17 protein-coding genes are annotated in these 15,920 nt (G+C 61.2%); 9 read left to right on the plus strand and 8 right to left on the minus strand.

Annotated features, from left to right (window positions below; translation table 11 throughout):
• Positions 1–15 precede the first annotated feature (15 nt).
• Both B0G82_RS22670 and B0G82_RS22675 read right to left on the minus strand, forming a co-directional pair.
• Positions 16–1,497, minus strand: a complete 1,482-nt coding sequence (locus B0G82_RS22670) for a sodium:solute symporter (protein ID WP_121309116.1) — start codon at positions 1,495–1,497, stop codon at positions 16–18.
• Complete coding sequence (locus B0G82_RS22675; RefSeq protein ID WP_012426370.1) at positions 1,494–1,691, minus strand: DUF3311 domain-containing protein; 198 nt, start codon at positions 1,689–1,691, stop codon at positions 1,494–1,496. The genes B0G82_RS22670 and B0G82_RS22675 overlap by 4 nt, the downstream gene beginning before the upstream one ends.
• Positions 1,692–1,947: 256 nt before the next feature.
• Here B0G82_RS22675 and B0G82_RS22680 point away from each other — a divergent pair, with 256 nt between their 5' ends.
• From B0G82_RS22680 to B0G82_RS22705, 6 genes are all read left to right on the plus strand, one after another.
• Positions 1,948–3,357, plus strand: a complete 1,410-nt coding sequence (locus B0G82_RS22680; protein ID WP_121309117.1) for a cache domain-containing protein — start codon at positions 1,948–1,950, stop codon at positions 3,355–3,357.
• A gap of 2 nt (positions 3,358–3,359) precedes the next feature.
• Positions 3,360–4,007: a response regulator transcription factor gene (locus B0G82_RS22685; RefSeq protein ID WP_121309118.1), complete on the plus strand. Its 648-nt coding sequence runs from the start codon at positions 3,360–3,362 to the stop codon at positions 4,005–4,007.
• Positions 4,008–4,119: 112 nt separating this feature from the next.
• Positions 4,120–4,668 carry a hypothetical protein gene (locus B0G82_RS22690; protein WP_121309119.1) on the plus strand — a complete coding sequence of 183 codons (549 nt, stop codon included), beginning with the start codon at positions 4,120–4,122 and terminating at the stop codon, positions 4,666–4,668.
• A gap of 159 nt (positions 4,669–4,827) precedes the next feature.
• Positions 4,828–6,774, plus strand: coding sequence for an arylsulfatase (locus B0G82_RS22695; RefSeq protein WP_121309120.1), 1,947 nt, complete (start codon positions 4,828–4,830; stop codon positions 6,772–6,774).
• 7 nt (positions 6,775–6,781) lie between these two features.
• Entirely contained in the window at positions 6,782–7,867 is a 1,086-nt protein-coding gene (locus B0G82_RS22700; RefSeq protein WP_121309121.1) for a formylglycine-generating enzyme family protein, read from the plus strand.
• Positions 7,864–8,658, plus strand: coding sequence for a MetQ/NlpA family lipoprotein (locus tag B0G82_RS22705; protein WP_121309122.1), 795 nt, complete (start codon positions 7,864–7,866; stop codon positions 8,656–8,658). Before B0G82_RS22700 ends, B0G82_RS22705 begins: the two co-directional genes overlap by 4 nt.
• Before the next feature lie 673 nt (positions 8,659–9,331).
• Here B0G82_RS22705 and cls read toward each other — a convergent pair.
• From cls to B0G82_RS22725, 3 genes are all read right to left on the minus strand, one after another.
• Positions 9,332–10,594: a cardiolipin synthase gene (cls, locus tag B0G82_RS22715; protein WP_116145768.1), complete on the minus strand. Its 1,263-nt coding sequence runs from the start codon at positions 10,592–10,594 to the stop codon at positions 9,332–9,334.
• 145 nt (positions 10,595–10,739) lie between these two features.
• Complete coding sequence (locus B0G82_RS22720) at positions 10,740–11,225, minus strand: hypothetical protein (RefSeq protein ID WP_116145770.1); 486 nt, start codon at positions 11,223–11,225, stop codon at positions 10,740–10,742.
• Between the two features lie 22 nt (positions 11,226–11,247).
• Positions 11,248–12,087, minus strand: coding sequence for an H-NS family nucleoid-associated regulatory protein (locus B0G82_RS22725; RefSeq protein ID WP_121309124.1), 840 nt, complete (start codon positions 12,085–12,087; stop codon positions 11,248–11,250).
• Positions 12,088–12,690: 603 nt separating this feature from the next.
• Here B0G82_RS22725 and B0G82_RS22730 point away from each other — a divergent pair.
• Together B0G82_RS22730 and B0G82_RS22735 are read left to right on the plus strand one after the other, a co-directional pair.
• Complete coding sequence (locus B0G82_RS22730; RefSeq protein WP_116145771.1) at positions 12,691–12,990, plus strand: hypothetical protein; 300 nt, start codon at positions 12,691–12,693, stop codon at positions 12,988–12,990.
• 57 nt (positions 12,991–13,047) lie between these two features.
• Entirely contained in the window at positions 13,048–13,284 is a 237-nt protein-coding gene (locus B0G82_RS22735) for a hypothetical protein (protein ID WP_106277119.1), read from the plus strand.
• A gap of 27 nt (positions 13,285–13,311) precedes the next feature.
• Here B0G82_RS22735 and B0G82_RS22740 read toward each other — a convergent pair whose 3' ends face one another.
• Positions 13,312–14,385: a DUF6765 family protein gene (locus B0G82_RS22740; protein WP_116145773.1), complete on the minus strand. Its 1,074-nt coding sequence runs from the start codon at positions 14,383–14,385 to the stop codon at positions 13,312–13,314.
• A gap of 341 nt (positions 14,386–14,726) precedes the next feature.
• On the opposite strand from B0G82_RS22740, the gene B0G82_RS22745 reads away from it, so the two are divergent.
• Positions 14,727–14,957, plus strand: a complete 231-nt coding sequence (locus B0G82_RS22745; RefSeq protein WP_106277115.1) for a DUF2964 family protein — start codon at positions 14,727–14,729, stop codon at positions 14,955–14,957.
• Positions 14,958–15,005: 48 nt separating this feature from the next.
• Here the strand turns inward: B0G82_RS22745 and B0G82_RS22750 are convergent, their stop codons facing one another.
• Together B0G82_RS22750 and B0G82_RS22755 are read right to left on the minus strand one after the other, a co-directional pair.
• Positions 15,006–15,467 (minus strand): DUF488 domain-containing protein, encoded by a 462-nt coding sequence (locus tag B0G82_RS22750; RefSeq protein ID WP_121309125.1) that lies wholly within the window; start codon positions 15,465–15,467, stop codon positions 15,006–15,008.
• 100 nt (positions 15,468–15,567) lie between these two features.
• On the minus strand, positions 15,568–15,918 hold the full coding sequence (locus B0G82_RS22755; RefSeq protein ID WP_012426354.1) for an FKBP-type peptidyl-prolyl cis-trans isomerase: 351 nt from the start codon (positions 15,916–15,918) through the stop codon (positions 15,568–15,570).
• Between the last annotated feature and the right edge of the window lie 2 nt (positions 15,919–15,920).

Below are 15,920 nucleotides of genomic sequence, written 5' to 3' on the forward strand. Positions count from 1 at the left end.
CTCGACAACGATCGTTCAGGCTGCGGCCACCACCCTGCGCGGCGACAGAACCGACACGACGAAGCTCACGATGATATTGACCGTCAGTGCGATCAGGCCGATATACACCGGATAGACCGCATCGCCGAAATGCAGGGCGTACACCGGCTTGAGGCCTTGCGAAATCGCCAGCCCGGTTCCGAGCACGATCCCGGCCAGCCAGCCGAGGAACAGGCCCGGCGTGTTCAAACGACGCGTGTACAACGAGAACACGATTGCCGGGAAGATCTGCAGAATCCACACGCCGCCCAGCAGTTGCAGGTCGATCGCGTACTGCGTCGGCAGGAACACGATGAACAGCAGCGCGCCGAACTTAACGACCAGCGAGACGATCTTCGCCGTGGAGGCCTCGCCTTCCGGCGAGATATTCGGCGAAACGAGCGGACGCCACAAATTGCGCGTGAACAGATTGGCCGCGCCGATCGACATGATCGCCGCGGGCACCAGTGCGCTGATCGCAATCGCCGCCGCCGCGAAGCCGACGAACCACGACGGGAACAGCGTGTTGAACAGCGCCGGCACCATGTCCGAGGCCGACTTCACATGCACGCCGGCTGCAATTGCCATATAGCCGAGCAACGCGATCAGACCCAGCAGCAGCGTGTACGCCGGCAGGAAGATCGCATTCTTGCGCACCGTATTCGCCGAAGAGGACGACAGCACCGCCGTCATCGTATGCGGATACATGAACGCCGCCAGCGCCGAGCCCAAAGCCAGCGATGCATACGCGGTGAACTGCGTCGGCTTCAGAATGATGCCGGTCGCGCCTCCCTTGGCCTTGAAATACGTATCGGCCGCGTCGAACACATGCGCGTAGCCGCCGAGCTTGGCCGGAATCAGCCACACCGCCGCGATCACGACGATGTAGATCATGATGTCCTTGACGAACGCGATCATGGCCGGCGCGCGCAGGCCGCTGGCATACGTATACAACGCGAGGATCACGAAGGCGACGATCAGCGGCATTTCGCCGGTCACGCCGAGTCCCTTGATCACGACCTGCATGCCCACCAGTTGCAGCGCAATGTATGGCATGGTCGCGACAATGCCGGTGATCGCGACAGCCGCCGGGAACCACTTGCCGCCGTATTCGCCCTGCACGTAGTCCGCGGCCGTGATGTGGTTTTTCGCGTGCGCGATCTTCCACAGTTTCGGCATCACGGCGAACACGAACGGATAAACGATGATCGTGTACGGCAACGCAAAGAAGCCATACGCACCGACCGAATAGACCAGCGCGGGCACTGCGATCACCGTATAGGCGGTATAGAAGTCGCCGCCCACGAGGAACCATGAAATGACCGTGCCGAACTGGCGGCCGCCCAGGCCCCACTCGTGCAATTGCGTCAGGTCGCCCCGTTTCCAGCGCGCAGCAAAGAAGCCGATCACGGTGACGAGAACGAAGAACGCGATAAAGACGGTCATCGCAACCGGATTCACGGGATTAACGTCGCTCATTTGACACCTCGGTACACGGCGTAAATCAGTAGCGAGGTCAACGGCACCCACAAGAACTGATACCAGTAAAAGAAAGGAAAGCCCGCGAACGACGGACGCGTGTCGTTATAAAACGGCAGCCACAGCAATGCGATATATGGGAGCAACAGGATCAGCCATAGCCATGAACGGCCGGCAGGTTGGGATGTCTCCACAATCATCTCCTAAGTCTATTATTGACACCACGCGCCACGACTCGTGGTCCGGCACGCGGAAACCGGTTGGCGGGTATGACCCGACAAACCGGGTGCTTATTACGCCACGCGACGCGCGCGACGATGGGCGTAGCCGCCTGCAAGGCGCACTATGCCGTGGGGATGTAGTATTCGCCTTCGTGAGCGTCCTCACAAGCGCGCAACTACGTAAGCCGGCTACGTAGTACTACGTAGCCGGTCAGCGGTCTTTTCAACCATGAAACTCAAAGCCAAGATTGTCCTGCTGGCGATCGTGCCCTTCCTGGCCGCCATCGCAAGCATCGAAGTCGGTGTGCAACGGCAGGCCACGGCGCTCGCCGAGACGCAACACGCGAGCACGCAGGCCGCGTACATGGCCAGCAAGGAGATCGAGCTGAAGCATTACGTCGAGCTCGCCACCACTGCGATCGCGCCGCTCTATGACGCCGGCCAGGACAATGCGCGCGACGACGCGACGCTGCGCGCACGCGCGCTCGACGTGCTGCAGAAAATGGACTTCGGCACGGACGGCTACTTCTTCGTCTACGACATGCATGGCCGTTCGTTGATGCATCCGCGCGAGCCGGACCTGGTCGGGCGCGACCTGTGGGAACTGCGCGATCCGCAAGGCACGCTGACCATTCAGCAACTGCTCGCCGCGGCCTCGCGCGGCGGCGGGTATGTGCGCTATCTGTGGCATCGTCCGTCGACGGGCAAGGTGGCGTCGAAACTCGGCTACGTAGTGCCGCTGCAGCGCTGGGGCTGGATGATCGGCACCGGCATCTATCTCGACGACGTGGATAACACGCTCGCGCGTATCGACGAACGCGCGGCCGCCAATATCGATCGTACGATGAAATGGATCGACGCGATCGCCGTTGCCGGACTCGCCGTGATCGCGCTGTGCGCGCTCGTGCTCAACGTCACCGAATACCGCAGCGCGGATGCCAAGCTGAAACGGCTCGCGCAGCAGGTGGTGGAGTCGCAGGAAAACGAACGGGCGCGCCTGTCGCGCGAACTGCACGACGGCATCAGCCAGATGATGGTCTCCGTGAAGCTGCTGCTCGAATCCGCGCTGGCGCGCTTCGAGCGCAGCGAAGTGCGCGTGCCCGCGGCAGAGGCCGCACTTACCACCAGCCTGACACGGCTTGGCGACACCTTGCGCGAAGTGCGGCGCATTTCTCACGCGCTGCGTCCGTCGATGCTGGACGATCTCGGCGTGGCGGCCGCGCTGGAACAACTCTCGCGCGAACTCAGCGAGCAGTCGGGCATCGAGATCGGCTTCACACAGATCGCGCACACGCACGCGGCGGCTTTGCCCGACGCCGTCAACACCGTGCTGTTCCGGATCGCCCAGGAAGCGTTGACGAATATCGTGCACCACGCGCACGCGTCGAGCGCGGCGCTCGCACTGGAAATATCGAACGACGCGGTCGCGCTGAATATCGCGGACAACGGGCGCGGTTTCGACGTGACGCATGTGTTCGTCGGCCGGCGCTCGGGTGTGGGTCTGCGCAACATGCGCGAGCGGCTCGAAGCGCTGGGCGGCACACTGTCGCTCAGCTCACAAGCCGGCCACACGCTCGTCACCGCGCGCGTGCCACTGGGATCGACCGAGCCGACATTGCCGGCCTTGCAGGAAACCTGACCATGAACGACGCCTCATCCGCTATCGCCCGTCTGATTCTCGTCGACGATCATCCGCTCGTGCGCGACGGTTTGCGCGCGCGGCTCGAAGCGGTGCGCAACCTCGAAGTGGTCGGCGAAGCGGGCAATGCGCAGGAAGCGCTCGCCCTGGCCGCGAGCGCGGAGCCCCAACTCGTGCTGATGGATGTAGGCATGCACGGAATGAGCGGCATCGCGCTGGCCGGCATGTTTCACGAGCGCTTCCCGGCAATTCGCGTGCTCATGCTGTCGATGCACGACAATCTCGAGTACGTGACGCAGGCCGTGCGCGCGGGCGCGAGCGGCTACGTGCTGAAGGACTCGCCCTCCACCGAAATCATCCAGGCCATTGGCGCGGTGCTCGAAGGCAAACAGTTTTTCAGCGCGGGACTCGGCGCACGTCTGATTCAGGCTTCGGCTATGCAGTCACCCGTCGAACGGCTGACGCCGCGCGAGCGCGACATTCTGGATGCGCTTGCCGAAGGGTTGTCGAGTAAGCAGATCGCCCAGCGCAACGATCTCTCCGTGCGTACGGTGGAAACGCATCGGCTGAATCTGAAACGCAAGCTCGATATTGAAGGCCAGGCCGAGTTGATCAAGTTCGCGGTCGAAAACCGGCGCACGAACCGGTGAAGACCTGACTGACGCGGATCGGCGATCGTCGCATAATCGGCGCTGCATACATTCAACCACTGCTATCGTTCCGTCTACTCTAATCAACGCCCAACATTTGGAGCTGATGAGGATGAAACGCACGATCCCATTGCGGCTAGCGAGTCTGCTGATCTGTTTCGCCGCAACTGCTATTCACGCCCATGCCGAACCGGCGCGCGTCAATCGCGGCCACGATCCGTTCTTTCAGATCTCCAAAGCAATCGGCGATTGTCCGGTGCCATTGGGGCCACTCGAAACCGAGAAAGAATGGCTCGACGACAGCCATTACCGGATCGAACGCGGCAATAGTTGCTGGGTGGAAGGCCGCTGCCGCTTATCGAACGCCTATCTGTACGACGTGGAAATCGCCGAGGCCGTGCAGCGTCGCCTCACCAACATCAATTTCGCCACGCACTGGCGCGAACAGTCGACGCTCTGGCTGACGCTGCAACGCCGCTTCATCTACGTGGAAGGCTGCGTTGCGCCGGGCTTCGACAAGCAGAGCTTCCTCACCGAGCTCGCGAAAACCGCAGACGTCGAGCGGGTGATCGACGACACCGTCACCAATCCGCGCGCCGCACAACTCCCCTACAAAACGCTTGCGAATCCAGACAAGCCGGTGCTCGATCCGGGCAACTAGCCATCTGCGTTTGAAGGCTGAAAGCGGCGCGCGGCTGATACGCGGTATCACGCTGCAACGCTATATCGGCAATCGAACAAAGCAACGCAGAAATCGAACTTTGGGCGTTCTGGCGTCATTGCTACCATCGGCGACCCGACATATCCGGTCCGCACAACAATGACAACGCAACGATCGCTGCGCCCTTCTTTTCGCCTTGGCATGATCGGCGCCGCCGTCGCCAGTCTCATCGCTCTCGCCTCCTGCGGCGACGACAATCTGCCAGGCCCGACGCCCACGCCCGTAGTCGCCCAGAAGCGCCCGAACATTCTGTACATCATGGCCGACGACCTCGGCTATTCCGACATCCACGCGTTCGGCGGCGAAATCAACACGCCCAATCTGGACGCGCTGGTGCAATCGGGCCGCATCCTGACGAATCACCATACGGGCACCGTCTGCGCGATCACGCGTTCCATGCTGATCTCCGGCACCGATCACCATCTGGTCGGCGAAGGCACCATGGGCGTGCCGACCGACGAGCGCAAAGGACTGCCGGGCTATGAAGGCTATCTGAACGATCGTGCGCTCTCCGTTGCGCAACTGCTGAAGGACGGCGGTTATCACACGTACATGGCCGGCAAATGGCATATCGGCTCGGGCATTGTCGGCAGCACGACGGGCGGCGGACAAACGCCCGACCAATGGGGCTTCGAACATAGCTATGCATTGCTTGGTGGCGCCGCGACCAATCACTTCGCGCACGAACCCGCGAACTCCAGGAACTACACCGAAGACGGCAAATACGTGCAGCCCGGCCAGCCGGGACAACCGGGCGGTGCGGGTGGCAGCCCCGCAGTGTTCTATTCGACCGACTTTTATACCCAGCGTCTGATCTCGTACATCGATTCGAACAAGGGCGACGGCAAGCCGTTCTTCGCCTACGCGGCCTACACGTCGCCGCACTGGCCGCTGCAAGTACCCGAGCCTTATCTGCACAACTACGCCGGCAAATACGACGCCGGTTACGACGCGATCCGCAACGCGCGCATCGCGCGGCAGAAAGCGCTCGGCATCATTCCGAACGACTTCGTGCCGTACGGCGGCGCATCGGAAACGCTCGTCGCTACCGCGGCCACGGCGAACAACGGCACGGTGAACGCGAAGTACGTGAGCGCCGTGCATAGCGCCGCGCAAGGCTATACCGACTACGGCCCGGGCACGGTGAACAAGACGTGGGCGAGCCTCTCCCCCGCCGAGAAGAAAGCCCAGGCGCGTTATATGGAGATCTACGCGGGCATGGTCGAGAATCTCGATCACAACATTGGCCTGCTGATCCAGCACCTGAAGGATATCGGCGAGTACGACAACACCTTCATCATGTTCCAGTCGGACAACGGCGCGGAAGGCTGGCCGATCGACTCCGGCGCCGACCCGACCGCGACCGACACCGCCAACGCCGCCGATCCGGTTTACTCCGCACTCGGCACCGACAACGGCAAGCAGAACGCACAACGTCTGCAATACGGTTTGCGCTGGGCCGAAGTCAGCGCCACACCGTTCCGTCTGACCAAGGGTTATTCGGGCGAAGGCGGCGTGTCCACGCCATTGATCGTCCATCTGCCGGGTCAGACCACGCAGAAACCGACACTGCGCGACTTCACGCACGTCACCGACAATACCGCGACGTTCCTCGCCGTCGCACAGATCTCGCCGCCCACGCAGGCCGCACCGCCGCTCATCAATACGCTGACCGGCGTCGATCAGAACAAGGGCAAGGTGGTCTACAACAACCGCTATGTGTATCCGGTCACCGGGCAGTCGCTGCTGCCGCTGTTGAACGATCAGGCGACGAGCGCGGTGCACACCGCGTCGTTCGGCGACGAAGCCTACGGCCGCGGCTATCTGCGCAGCGCCGACGGCCGCTGGAAAGCGTTGTGGACGGAACCGCCGCTCGGCCCCGTGGATGGTCACTGGCAACTGTTCGACATGAGCGCCGACCGTGGCGAAACGCAGGACGTATCGACGCAGAACCCTTCGGTGATCGACGGTCTCGTGCAGCAGTGGAACAACTATATGAGCAGCGTCGGCGGCGTGGAACCGTTGCGTCCGCACGGTTACTACTGAGCACGCAATGACCGTCAGATTCAGGTTGAAGAGCAACGCGGCGCTGTACAGCATCTGCGCCGCGATCGCCACGGTCGCATTCGCCGCCGCTTTTACCGCCGCGACGGCCGCTTCGGCGGTCTTTAGCGGCGTTGGCAAGCAAGGCGCGTTCGATGAACTCAACACGTCGCGCCCGTTGGCCGCACTCGGCTCCGAGCAGCAATGCGAGCGCTACGCCGGCTTACCCTCGCGTTGGCGCGACGATCCGAAAGCCGGCATGGTGCATCTGCGTGGCGGCGACTTCGTATTCGGCAGCAAGCTCGGTTACGAAGACGAGCGTCCCGCCGGCGACGGCAAGACGCGCGTCGCCGGTTTCTGGATCGATCAAACCGATGTGACGAATGCGCAGTTCGCGGCGTTCGTGAAGGCGACGGGCTACGTCAGCGATTCGGAGCGCCAGGGTGGAGCCGTGGTGTTTCACACGCCGACACGCGATGAGATGAACGCGCGCGATCTCGCATGGTGGACATGGGTGAAAGGCGCCGCATGGAATCATCCGACCGGACCCGGCAGCACGCTCGAAGGCCGTCTGAATCAGCCCGTGACGATGGTCACGCAAGCCGACGCGCTCGCCTACGCGCACTGGCTGGGCCGCGATCTGCCCACCGAGGCCGAGTGGGAATACGCGGGCAAAGCAGGCCGCGAAGGCGCGGAGCTCGACACCGCGCCGCGCGACGAACACGGCAAGCCGAGCGCGAATTACTGGCAAGGTGTGTTCCCCGTGCTCAATACGAATGAGGACGGTCACGTCGGTCTCGCGCCCGTCGGCTGCTATGCCGCCAACGACTTCAAACTCTACGACATGATCGGCAATGCATGGGAGTGGACCAGGGACGTCTACACGGGTCCGCACCAGTCGCACACCAACGGCGACACCGCAGCGGTCGCGCCGCTCAGCCGCAAACACGACACGCCGATGGTCATCAAAGGCGGCTCGTTCCTGTGCTCGCGCGACTATTGCGTGCGCTATCGGGCGGCGTCGCGCGAACAGCAGGAAGCGGATTTGCCCGCGTCGCATATCGGTTTTCGCACGGTGTTGAGGGACGCGTCATGAAGGCTCGGCGATTCGTGACGGCGGCGCTGCTGGTCGCTGCTTCGATGGTTCAGCACGTGCAAGCCGCCGCGCCGCAACTCATCAAAGTGGGTGTGAGTCCGGGCGCGCATGCCGAGATCATGGACGAAGTGCGCCGCGTCGCGGCCAGTCGCGGCCTCACGCTGGACGTGGTCGTATTCGATCAGCCCGAACGTATCGACGCCGCGCTCGCTGCGAAGCAGATCGACGCGGCGAGTTTCGAGGACGAGCCACGCTTCGAAACACAGCGCAAACAACACGGCTTTGCGCTGACGAGCGTCGCCACCACCGTGACGTTTCCTATCGCCTTGTACTCGCGCAAACTGACGAATCTCGGCCAGTTGCAACGCGGCGCGACGATCGCGATTCCTGACGACCGGGAAGGCACTGCGCGCGCCCTGATCCTGCTGCAGAACTTCACGCTGCTAACCTTCAGGGACACGGCTGGCCTTCACGCGACTCTTGCCGACATCATGAGCAACCGGCTGAATCTGCAGATCCGCCAGGTGCCGCGCGCACGTCTGTTTGGCACATTGAACAGCGTAGCCTTCGCCGTGATCGATAGCGACGACGCGGCGCGCACGGGTCTTTACCCGGCGCGCGATAGCCTCGGTCTCGAAGATGCGCGCTCGCCCTATGCCAATGTGTTGACGGTGCGAGACACCGACCGCACTCAGCCGTGGGTTGCGCAACTGGTGGCCGCTTATCATTCGCTCGACGTCGCGCATTTCATTCTGATGCGCTATCAGGACTCGGTGCGCCGGCCGTGGTGAACGCTTTCTCGTTCGCGTGCACGGCGTGCGGCAAATGCTGCAATAGTCCGCCGGCTATGGCACTACCCGAGTTGTTCCGGCATCGCGACCGGTTCATCGGCTGCCTCGCAATCGGCCGCGCGCCGCGCAGGCGCGTGGGTGAGCGGTTGCGCGTCGGCCAGCGTGAAGCCGTGCTCGACGAGGCCGATATCGCCGCCTTCGATTCGATTGCGGACAGGCTGCTCTATCGAACCGGCGACATCTTCAGCATCATGACGCAGGGCTACGATTACCCTTCGCTGGCACGCTGCCCCGCACTCGCTGACGACGGACGCTGCACCCTGCATCTGAACGACAAGCCGGTCACGTGCGAAGTGGTGCCACTTGATCCGCTCGTACCGGATACGTTGCAACATCTCTTGCTAGCTGGACGCAATCAGAGCGCCGCGTACCTCGGCACCGATTGCATTCAGGAAGGTGAGCGCGCGGACGCCGTATTAATGACCGCGGAAAGCGAGATAAAAGACGCGAATGCGACGGACGCTTTGGCGCGCCGCCGCCGCGCGCTCAACGTGCAAAATCGCTTCTTGGCACACCGCTGCCCGCTATGGAAGAAGTGGAAAGCGGCGCGCGCCCTTCTCTATCACCTATCGAAGCCTATCTCTCAGGCGCAAATCGGTAATCAGAAGATTCGTCAGAGCTGCGAATCCAGCAGCGGGACAAACTTCTCGATCAGCTTTTCCGTAAACGGCCGATGCATCCATGCTTCGAGCGTGATCTGTTGCGACTTCTTTATATCGTCGGCGAAAACAGCGGTTTGCTGCCTGGCGAAGTCGCGGTCGTAGATGTTCAGATTGGCTTCGTCGTTGAGTTTGAACGAACGGCTATCGAAATTGGTCGAGCCGACTGAGACCAGGTATTCGTCCACCACCAGCAATTTGCAGTGAAACATGGTCGGCTGATACTCGTACATTTCCACGCCGGCTCTGAGTAGATCGCCCCAGCACGCACGCGACGCCTCCCGCACAGTATGCGTGTCGATCCGTTTTCCGGGCATGATGATCTGCACTTTCACGCCGCGTTTCGCCGCCTCGACAATCGCGTTAATGGTCAGCTTGTCGGGAACGAAATAGGCACTCGCCAGATGAATGGAGTGCGTCGCCGCCGTGATCGCCATTAGATACATTAACTGCATGTCGTCGCTGCCGCCCGAGGGCGAGCTGCTGAACATATGCGCGAGGCCGTCACCCATTGGCTCGACATCGGGAAAATAGGCTGGGCCGTGCAGCACATTGCCGGTTGCCTTGACCCAGTTGTCCATGAATACGGCCTGCATGTGGCCAACCACCGGACCCTCCACGCGGAAATGCGTATCGCGCCAATGCTTTTCATCCTGGGCGTGGCCGGTCCACTCCGGCGCAATACCCACACCGCCCGTAAAGCCGATATGGCCGTCGACCACCAGCAGCTTGCGGTGCGTGCGATCGTTCATGCGGCCCAGGCCGGTCCAATGGGGCTTGTGATACTGAATCACTTCCGCGCCGGCATCGCGAAGCATATCCAAATAGCGCTTATCCATTTTCGACGAGCCGACCCAGTCGAGCAGCACATGCACGGCGACGCCCTCGCGCGCTTTATCCGCGAGCGCCTGCGCAATCTGCTCGCCAATCTCGCCGGACCAATAGATAAAAGTTTCAAATGTAATCGTTCGACGTGCGGACCGGATGCCTTCCAGCATCGAAGGAAAAATGCGGTCGCCGTTCAGCAGCATCTCGAAGCGATTACCCGAAATGACCGGCGGCCCAAGCAGCAAACCCATTGAGCGAAGGAATTGCGGATCGTCGCTGGCGTAAAGGCGATCGATCTTATGCTCGATCTTCTTCTCGCCGCTCGATAAATTGGCAATCACCAGGATGATGACGAGCGTGACGAAAGCAGTAATCGGAATCGCCAGCATGCGTAGCCTCGATGCTAATAGGCGGGACGCGTCGCGTGCACGTCCTGCGGTTTGACGAACACCGGACCTCGGCCCGGCCTTTACGACGAACGCAGGACGCATTGCGCGTGCCCAATGCAGGCCCGCACCTTGCTACTCCATCTCATTATCTGACTAGTGAGAAGGCTTCCCGAGAGGCTATTTCGCCCGCGCCGTAGACACCGACCACCGTATAGTCCGACGCCACGCATTCGAATGTGGAGGCCTGAAAGGTGATGACGAAATGGCGCAGCGCGGGGCCTGTCGATGCCACCGCCGCAAGCTCGGTGGCCAGCGACGAATTCATGACTTCATGAACCGAATAGCCGGTGAGACCTTGCGAGGCGAGCGGGTGAATCTCGAGATCGGCGTCGCCCGGCGGACCCAGACGATGAAATACGGCGTCCGGAAATAACACCGCGCAAAATGGATCGTCGTCGGGATCGAATGGTCCGAACCGCTCGAAGTCGGACTCCGCAATCGGATAAGAGAGAATGACCCGGCGGTCACTCGCGACGATAAAGGGTTCGGCGGCATCTTCTGCCGGATAAGGAACGGAGTCCAGCAGGACGACCTGGTCTTCCTGCTGGGTTGATTCAAGCGTACGGGTCATCTACTTTACGACTCGGTTGCGCTCATGCGCCAGCTGACGCCGGCGCTGCTGCGGGCGTAGCCGCGGCACTCGTCGCGACGGTTCTTTTGGCGGCGGCCTTGCGAACCGGTGATTTCCTGGCTGCCTTGGCCACGACGCTCTTCTTCGCCGCGCCCTTCTTTACTGCTACTTTTTTAGTTGCCGCAGTGGCTTTCTTTGCAACCGTCTTTTTGGCCGCGCCTGCTTTCTTTGCCACGACTTTTCGGGCTGCGGCTTTCTTGCTCACTACGCCGCTAGCTGCCGCCGATTTCACTTTGCCGGCCTTCTTCGCGGCTTTGTGGCCCGCATCCGCCACAGTTGCCGAGGCGCTATCGATCAGGAATCTGGTGCGGTCCTTGACGGTGGCAAGCCATGCCGGTGCCGGGCCGCGGCCGCTCCAGGTCGCTCCTGTTTTCGGATTGATGTACTTGGGCGGTTGCGCACCTTTCGGCTGACCTTTGCTGCCTTTCGCCTGGGTGACAGCACTCTTCGCCGCCGACTTCAGTTCGCTCGCGCCTTCGATCAGGAACTGCGCGCGATCTTTCACGCCGGCAATCCAACCCGGCGCGCGGCCATGGCCCGTCCAGGTCGCACCGGTTTTATGGTCGCGGTACTTTGCCAATGACTTACCGGAGCTCACGGCTTTCGCCTTGCCACCGCCGTTCAAGCCTCTCGCGGCGCGCCGGGCTTTTGCCTTGGCTTCGATATCCGCGGTAGTCAGGCCATGCTTGAGCATCAGATCACGAATCTGGTCTACCGCGACTTGCGCTTTCCTGGCCAGAAGGACGTCAGCTTGCGCCTGAAGCTTTTTAAGCTTTGCCTGGATTTGCTCTAATGTGGGCATTTGATTGCTCCTTATGTGGTAATCGATCGAACTATGCCACGAATGACGCGAGAAAGGCAGATCGGCGTGGCTATAAAAACACGACTCTGAGTCGATCATGCATTCGGTGGAGTACGAACTTTTCGGGTTCTTTACTTCGTCGCCACACTTTTCCGTCTTTTTTCTTTGCCACTCTCCCTTCCCTTTTACTGTCTTTCCAATTCCTGAGCCGCCTTTCCAATTCCCGGCAGGCGATCGACGACGGCATTGTGTCGCACTGAAAGGCGGCCCCGTGCATCGCGGCAAGAGCCGCTTCTACTATAGGCAAGCATTAGGAGATTCAAAGGGCAGTAGTACATTTTTTATTGCCTGAGTACGTTCGCGCGTCCGCCCGCTCTTATAAAAACACTTTTTTCAGCCATGAAATGCGGGCTTCCCGAGAGGCAATGCGCTATCCGGCAGCGTCGTAACCCCGCGTTACCAATCTCGCAGCGCTGTTTCACCTGTGTCCGGACCGCCCTTCTACACTCCAAACCGTAACTCGACGCAAAGCTCTGGAAAACCCGCAAGGGTGAACCTGAGGCAATCGGAAGCACCGCACTTCGATATGCAAGGAGAAGGCAAATGAACAAGAAGATCATCGGCGCGGTATTCGGTCTGGCAGTGCTGGCGGCATCGTCGGCAGCCTCGGCACACGTGGATGTGGCGGTCGGAGTCGGTATTCCAGTCGGCGTGGTTGCACCGCCGCCGCCCGTTTATGTCGCGCGGGGCCCGGCCCCGGTGCCGGTTGTTTACGGCGGCTACGGCTACGGTGACTGGCATGCACGCGAATGGCGCGAACGTCGTGAATGGCGCGAACGCGAATGGCGCCGCGAGCACTGGCGCGAACATGAATGGCGTGAACGGCACTGGAATGGCTATTGAAATGACGCCGTATAGCACCATGTTAGAACCCCTCTTTAATTGCACGGTACTTTTCAGATGAAAGCTGGTTACATCAGAACCGCCCTCGCGGCGGTGGCGCTCACTTCGGCCGCGGTCGGCACGGCAAACGCGGCCGGCTGCATGAAGGGGGCAGTTGTAGGCGGAGTGGCGGGACACTACGCCGGACATCACGCGGTGGTCGGCGCGGTCGGCGGCTGTCTGGTCGGCCGGCATATGGCCAAAAAGCATGCGGAAGAACAGGCTGCGCAACGTCAGCAGGCCAGATTGCAATAACCCGGGTTCGGGGCGCTCGCGCCCCGTTCAGGCGATCCGCAATCCGTGCGTGGGCAGAATCTCCTGCGTGGTCACGAAGCGGTGCTGTTTGACCGCGTCGTGAAATAGACGGTAATCGCTTTTCTCAAAAGCGTTCGTCCACTCGGGCTTCTCGCCGGTATCGTCGCCGAACATCAACCCGGTGGCCATGTACTTCCAGGAGCCGGGACCTTTTGGCACATAGTCCGGAATCGACTCTTTCAAACCCGGAATGCCGCCCGCCTTCACGACGCGGCAAATGTGCCGCAAGCGATCGTTGTCGTCCTCGAGTCGGTTCGTATTGAGCAGATTCGTGAGCACGTCTGTCACATCGTCCGGCATGCCGGGCAGGTTCTCGAAGTCTTGCCGACCCCCCAGATAGGCACGCACCGCGCGGCACGCCATTTGGGCTGCCTGCACGAAATCCGGCAGATTGTGTCGCTGGACGAACTCGTTTCTACCGTCGATGTAATGCCATTTCGCCCACGGCTGGTCAGGATAGTGCAAGGCAGCACCGTGACCGACCGGCAGCGCAACGGTCAGCACATCCTCCTCCATGTGTTCGAGCAGGTGCTCGGTAGCGAGTCTGAGTTTGGCGAACCAGCCTTTGCGGGTGCAGTCCTGAGCTTCCAGCAGATGAACCCGATTCCACGGACTTTCGATCCCGGCAAACCCCTGATGCGCCCATGTATCGACATACGTGTGAAGCGTCACGCCCAGCCGATGCAGTCCCGTTTCGGTGTCCCGGCGCAGGATGGCGCGCCGCACCACCTCGCGCGCGACCGCGCTATCCGGCCGGCACACGGCCTTCTCGTGCAACGTCGAGCCTTCGGCCGCCGGCAGGAAATGAAAGGGCGTCCACACCAGGCGGTTCTTGTCGTCCTCCGTGGTGGCGTAATCGAACAACTTGTGGGCGGTGGCGAAGCGTTCGAACGTCTCGCCGCCCTTGAAGCGTAATATGCCCGCGGTCGTCGCATCGTCCACATATTGGCAGGCGTGCGCCACGGTGATCGCGTGGTCGGCCGGCATCCCCGCCACGCGGGCGGCAATATAGATGACACCGTAGTGAAAGTCGATATTCATGGCTGGCGCTCCTGAAGCGCGACGAATGACGACGGGGGGATTCTGGACTGCGCAGCGAGGGGGATGCCGTGTCGGCGCGTGAGTAGATAGTAGACGACCGAACGCACCAGGACTTTAAAAAAACGTTCGCCGCCCTGTTTCGGGCCGAGTCCGCTACGCGCGCGCGCCGCCAAATAGACTTGCAACAATCTTTCCGCTTTTATTATTTGCACTGTCCGGCAGCTCGGCTATGCTGTGTGCCATTGGAAACCATTCGTAATGCGAAAGGGCATAACCGGACCGCACCACTCTCCCGTCCAAACCTTCGGGCTCAGTACACGCTAACGCAAAGGACAATCCCCGTGAAACTCGACAAGTGGAAAGAAGGCGCCAGTCCGGAACGGCGCAAGCTGATACGCAGCAAGCTTCACGTCTTGCTGGCCACGATCGGCACCCTGGCGTCCGTGGTGGGCATCTGCGTGGCCATTAACGGCGGACTCGAATTCAATCGCACCAAAGTTTTCATCGGAGTCGGCATTACGGTCGTCTCCACGATCGTTTATATCTCGATGCTTTTCGCGCCGTCCGAGTGAAATCCGGCGTTCTCCAGTTGCGCAAAGACGCCGCTATCGAACGGGCAGTTACGACAGGTGGGTAATGTTCAGGCGGCTATTCCAATGCGAGTTCAGATACTCGAGCGCCAGCCGCCGGTGGCAATGGTGAGGTAAATGTTCACTGCAAAGCAGGCATGCCGAGCGGAACAGATCGACGTCCAGATTGCTTTCCACCCGGCGCCTGGCGATCAGCTCGACGTAGGCCGCGGAGAACTCGCCCCACGTCAGTTCGTCGGCCTTGTAGCGTTTGAACAAGTCCGGCTCCGGAGCCAGCTCAGGCATTTCCTGGTAAGCGGCGCCGCACAACTTGTCGAGAAAGAAAGGCAGATCCTGTTTCTTTGCGAAGCCAGCCAATTGCGACGTGTTGCTCAGGCGAATGTCGAGCACCGTCCGCACCTCGGCGTTTTTCAGCAGATCGAAAAATTGCTGGGCCGTCTTGCCGGTAAATCCGATGCTGGCCACCTGTACGGGATTGTTTTCGCGCTTCATTGCGGGAGTACTTGGCAGTGGGCAGACGCAGTGCCCGGAAAAAGAAAAGCCCCGCTGCGAAATTCGGAGCGGGGCTCAGTCTCAGTTCACGTCGTGCTGCTTATTTGACGATGCCGACCAGTTCGACCTCGAAGGTCAGATCGCTATTCGGCGGAATCACGCCGACGCCGCGATCACCGTAAGCGGTCGCTGCCGGGCAGGTCAGTTTGGCCTTGCCGCCCACTTTCATCTTCTGCACGCCTTGCGTCCAGCACGGAATCACGCGATTCAGCGGGAACGTGGCCGGGCCACCGTGTTTCGCCGAGCTATCGAACTCAGTACCGTTCGCGAGCGTGCCGCGGTAGTTGACCTTCACGACATCTTCGGCAGCCGGTTGGGCTCCTGTGCCTTGCGTGAGGTGTTCGACCACGACGCCGGAAGGCAGTTTTTCGGTGGTGGGCGCGGCGGCCATTG

The sequence above is a fragment of the Paraburkholderia sp. BL17N1 genome (genome assembly GCF_003634175.1).
GTDB lineage: Bacteria > Pseudomonadota > Gammaproteobacteria > Burkholderiales > Burkholderiaceae > Paraburkholderia.

Excerpts from the sequence above, each read along its gene's own strand:
- B0G82_RS22670 (WP_121309116.1), bottom strand. The coding sequence starts at position 1,497 with ATGAGCGACGTTAATCCCGTGAATCCGGTTGCGATGACCGTCTTTATC.
- B0G82_RS22680 (WP_121309117.1), top strand. The coding sequence starts at position 1,948 with ATGAAACTCAAAGCCAAGATTGTCCTGCTGGCGATCGTGCCCTTCCTG.
- B0G82_RS22685 (WP_121309118.1), top strand. The coding sequence starts at position 3,360 with ATGAACGACGCCTCATCCGCTATCGCCCGTCTGATTCTCGTCGACGAT.
- B0G82_RS22690 (WP_121309119.1), top strand. The coding sequence starts at position 4,120 with ATGAAACGCACGATCCCATTGCGGCTAGCGAGTCTGCTGATCTGTTTC.
- B0G82_RS22695 (WP_121309120.1), top strand. The coding sequence starts at position 4,828 with ATGACAACGCAACGATCGCTGCGCCCTTCTTTTCGCCTTGGCATGATC.
- B0G82_RS22700 (WP_121309121.1), top strand. The coding sequence starts at position 6,782 with ATGACCGTCAGATTCAGGTTGAAGAGCAACGCGGCGCTGTACAGCATC.
- B0G82_RS22705 (WP_121309122.1), top strand. The coding sequence starts at position 7,864 with ATGAAGGCTCGGCGATTCGTGACGGCGGCGCTGCTGGTCGCTGCTTCG.
- cls (WP_116145768.1), bottom strand. The coding sequence starts at position 10,594 with ATGCTGGCGATTCCGATTACTGCTTTCGTCACGCTCGTCATCATCCTG.
- B0G82_RS22720 (WP_116145770.1), bottom strand. The coding sequence starts at position 11,225 with ATGACCCGTACGCTTGAATCAACCCAGCAGGAAGACCAGGTCGTCCTG.
- B0G82_RS22725 (WP_121309124.1), bottom strand. The coding sequence starts at position 12,087 with ATGCCCACATTAGAGCAAATCCAGGCAAAGCTTAAAAAGCTTCAGGCG.
- B0G82_RS22730 (WP_116145771.1), top strand. The coding sequence starts at position 12,691 with ATGAACAAGAAGATCATCGGCGCGGTATTCGGTCTGGCAGTGCTGGCG.
- B0G82_RS22735 (WP_106277119.1), top strand. The coding sequence starts at position 13,048 with ATGAAAGCTGGTTACATCAGAACCGCCCTCGCGGCGGTGGCGCTCACT.
- B0G82_RS22740 (WP_116145773.1), bottom strand. The coding sequence starts at position 14,385 with ATGAATATCGACTTTCACTACGGTGTCATCTATATTGCCGCCCGCGTG.
- B0G82_RS22750 (WP_121309125.1), bottom strand. The coding sequence starts at position 15,467 with ATGAAGCGCGAAAACAATCCCGTACAGGTGGCCAGCATCGGATTTACC.
- B0G82_RS22755 (WP_012426354.1), bottom strand. The coding sequence starts at position 15,918 with ATGGCCGCCGCGCCCACCACCGAAAAACTGCCTTCCGGCGTCGTGGTC.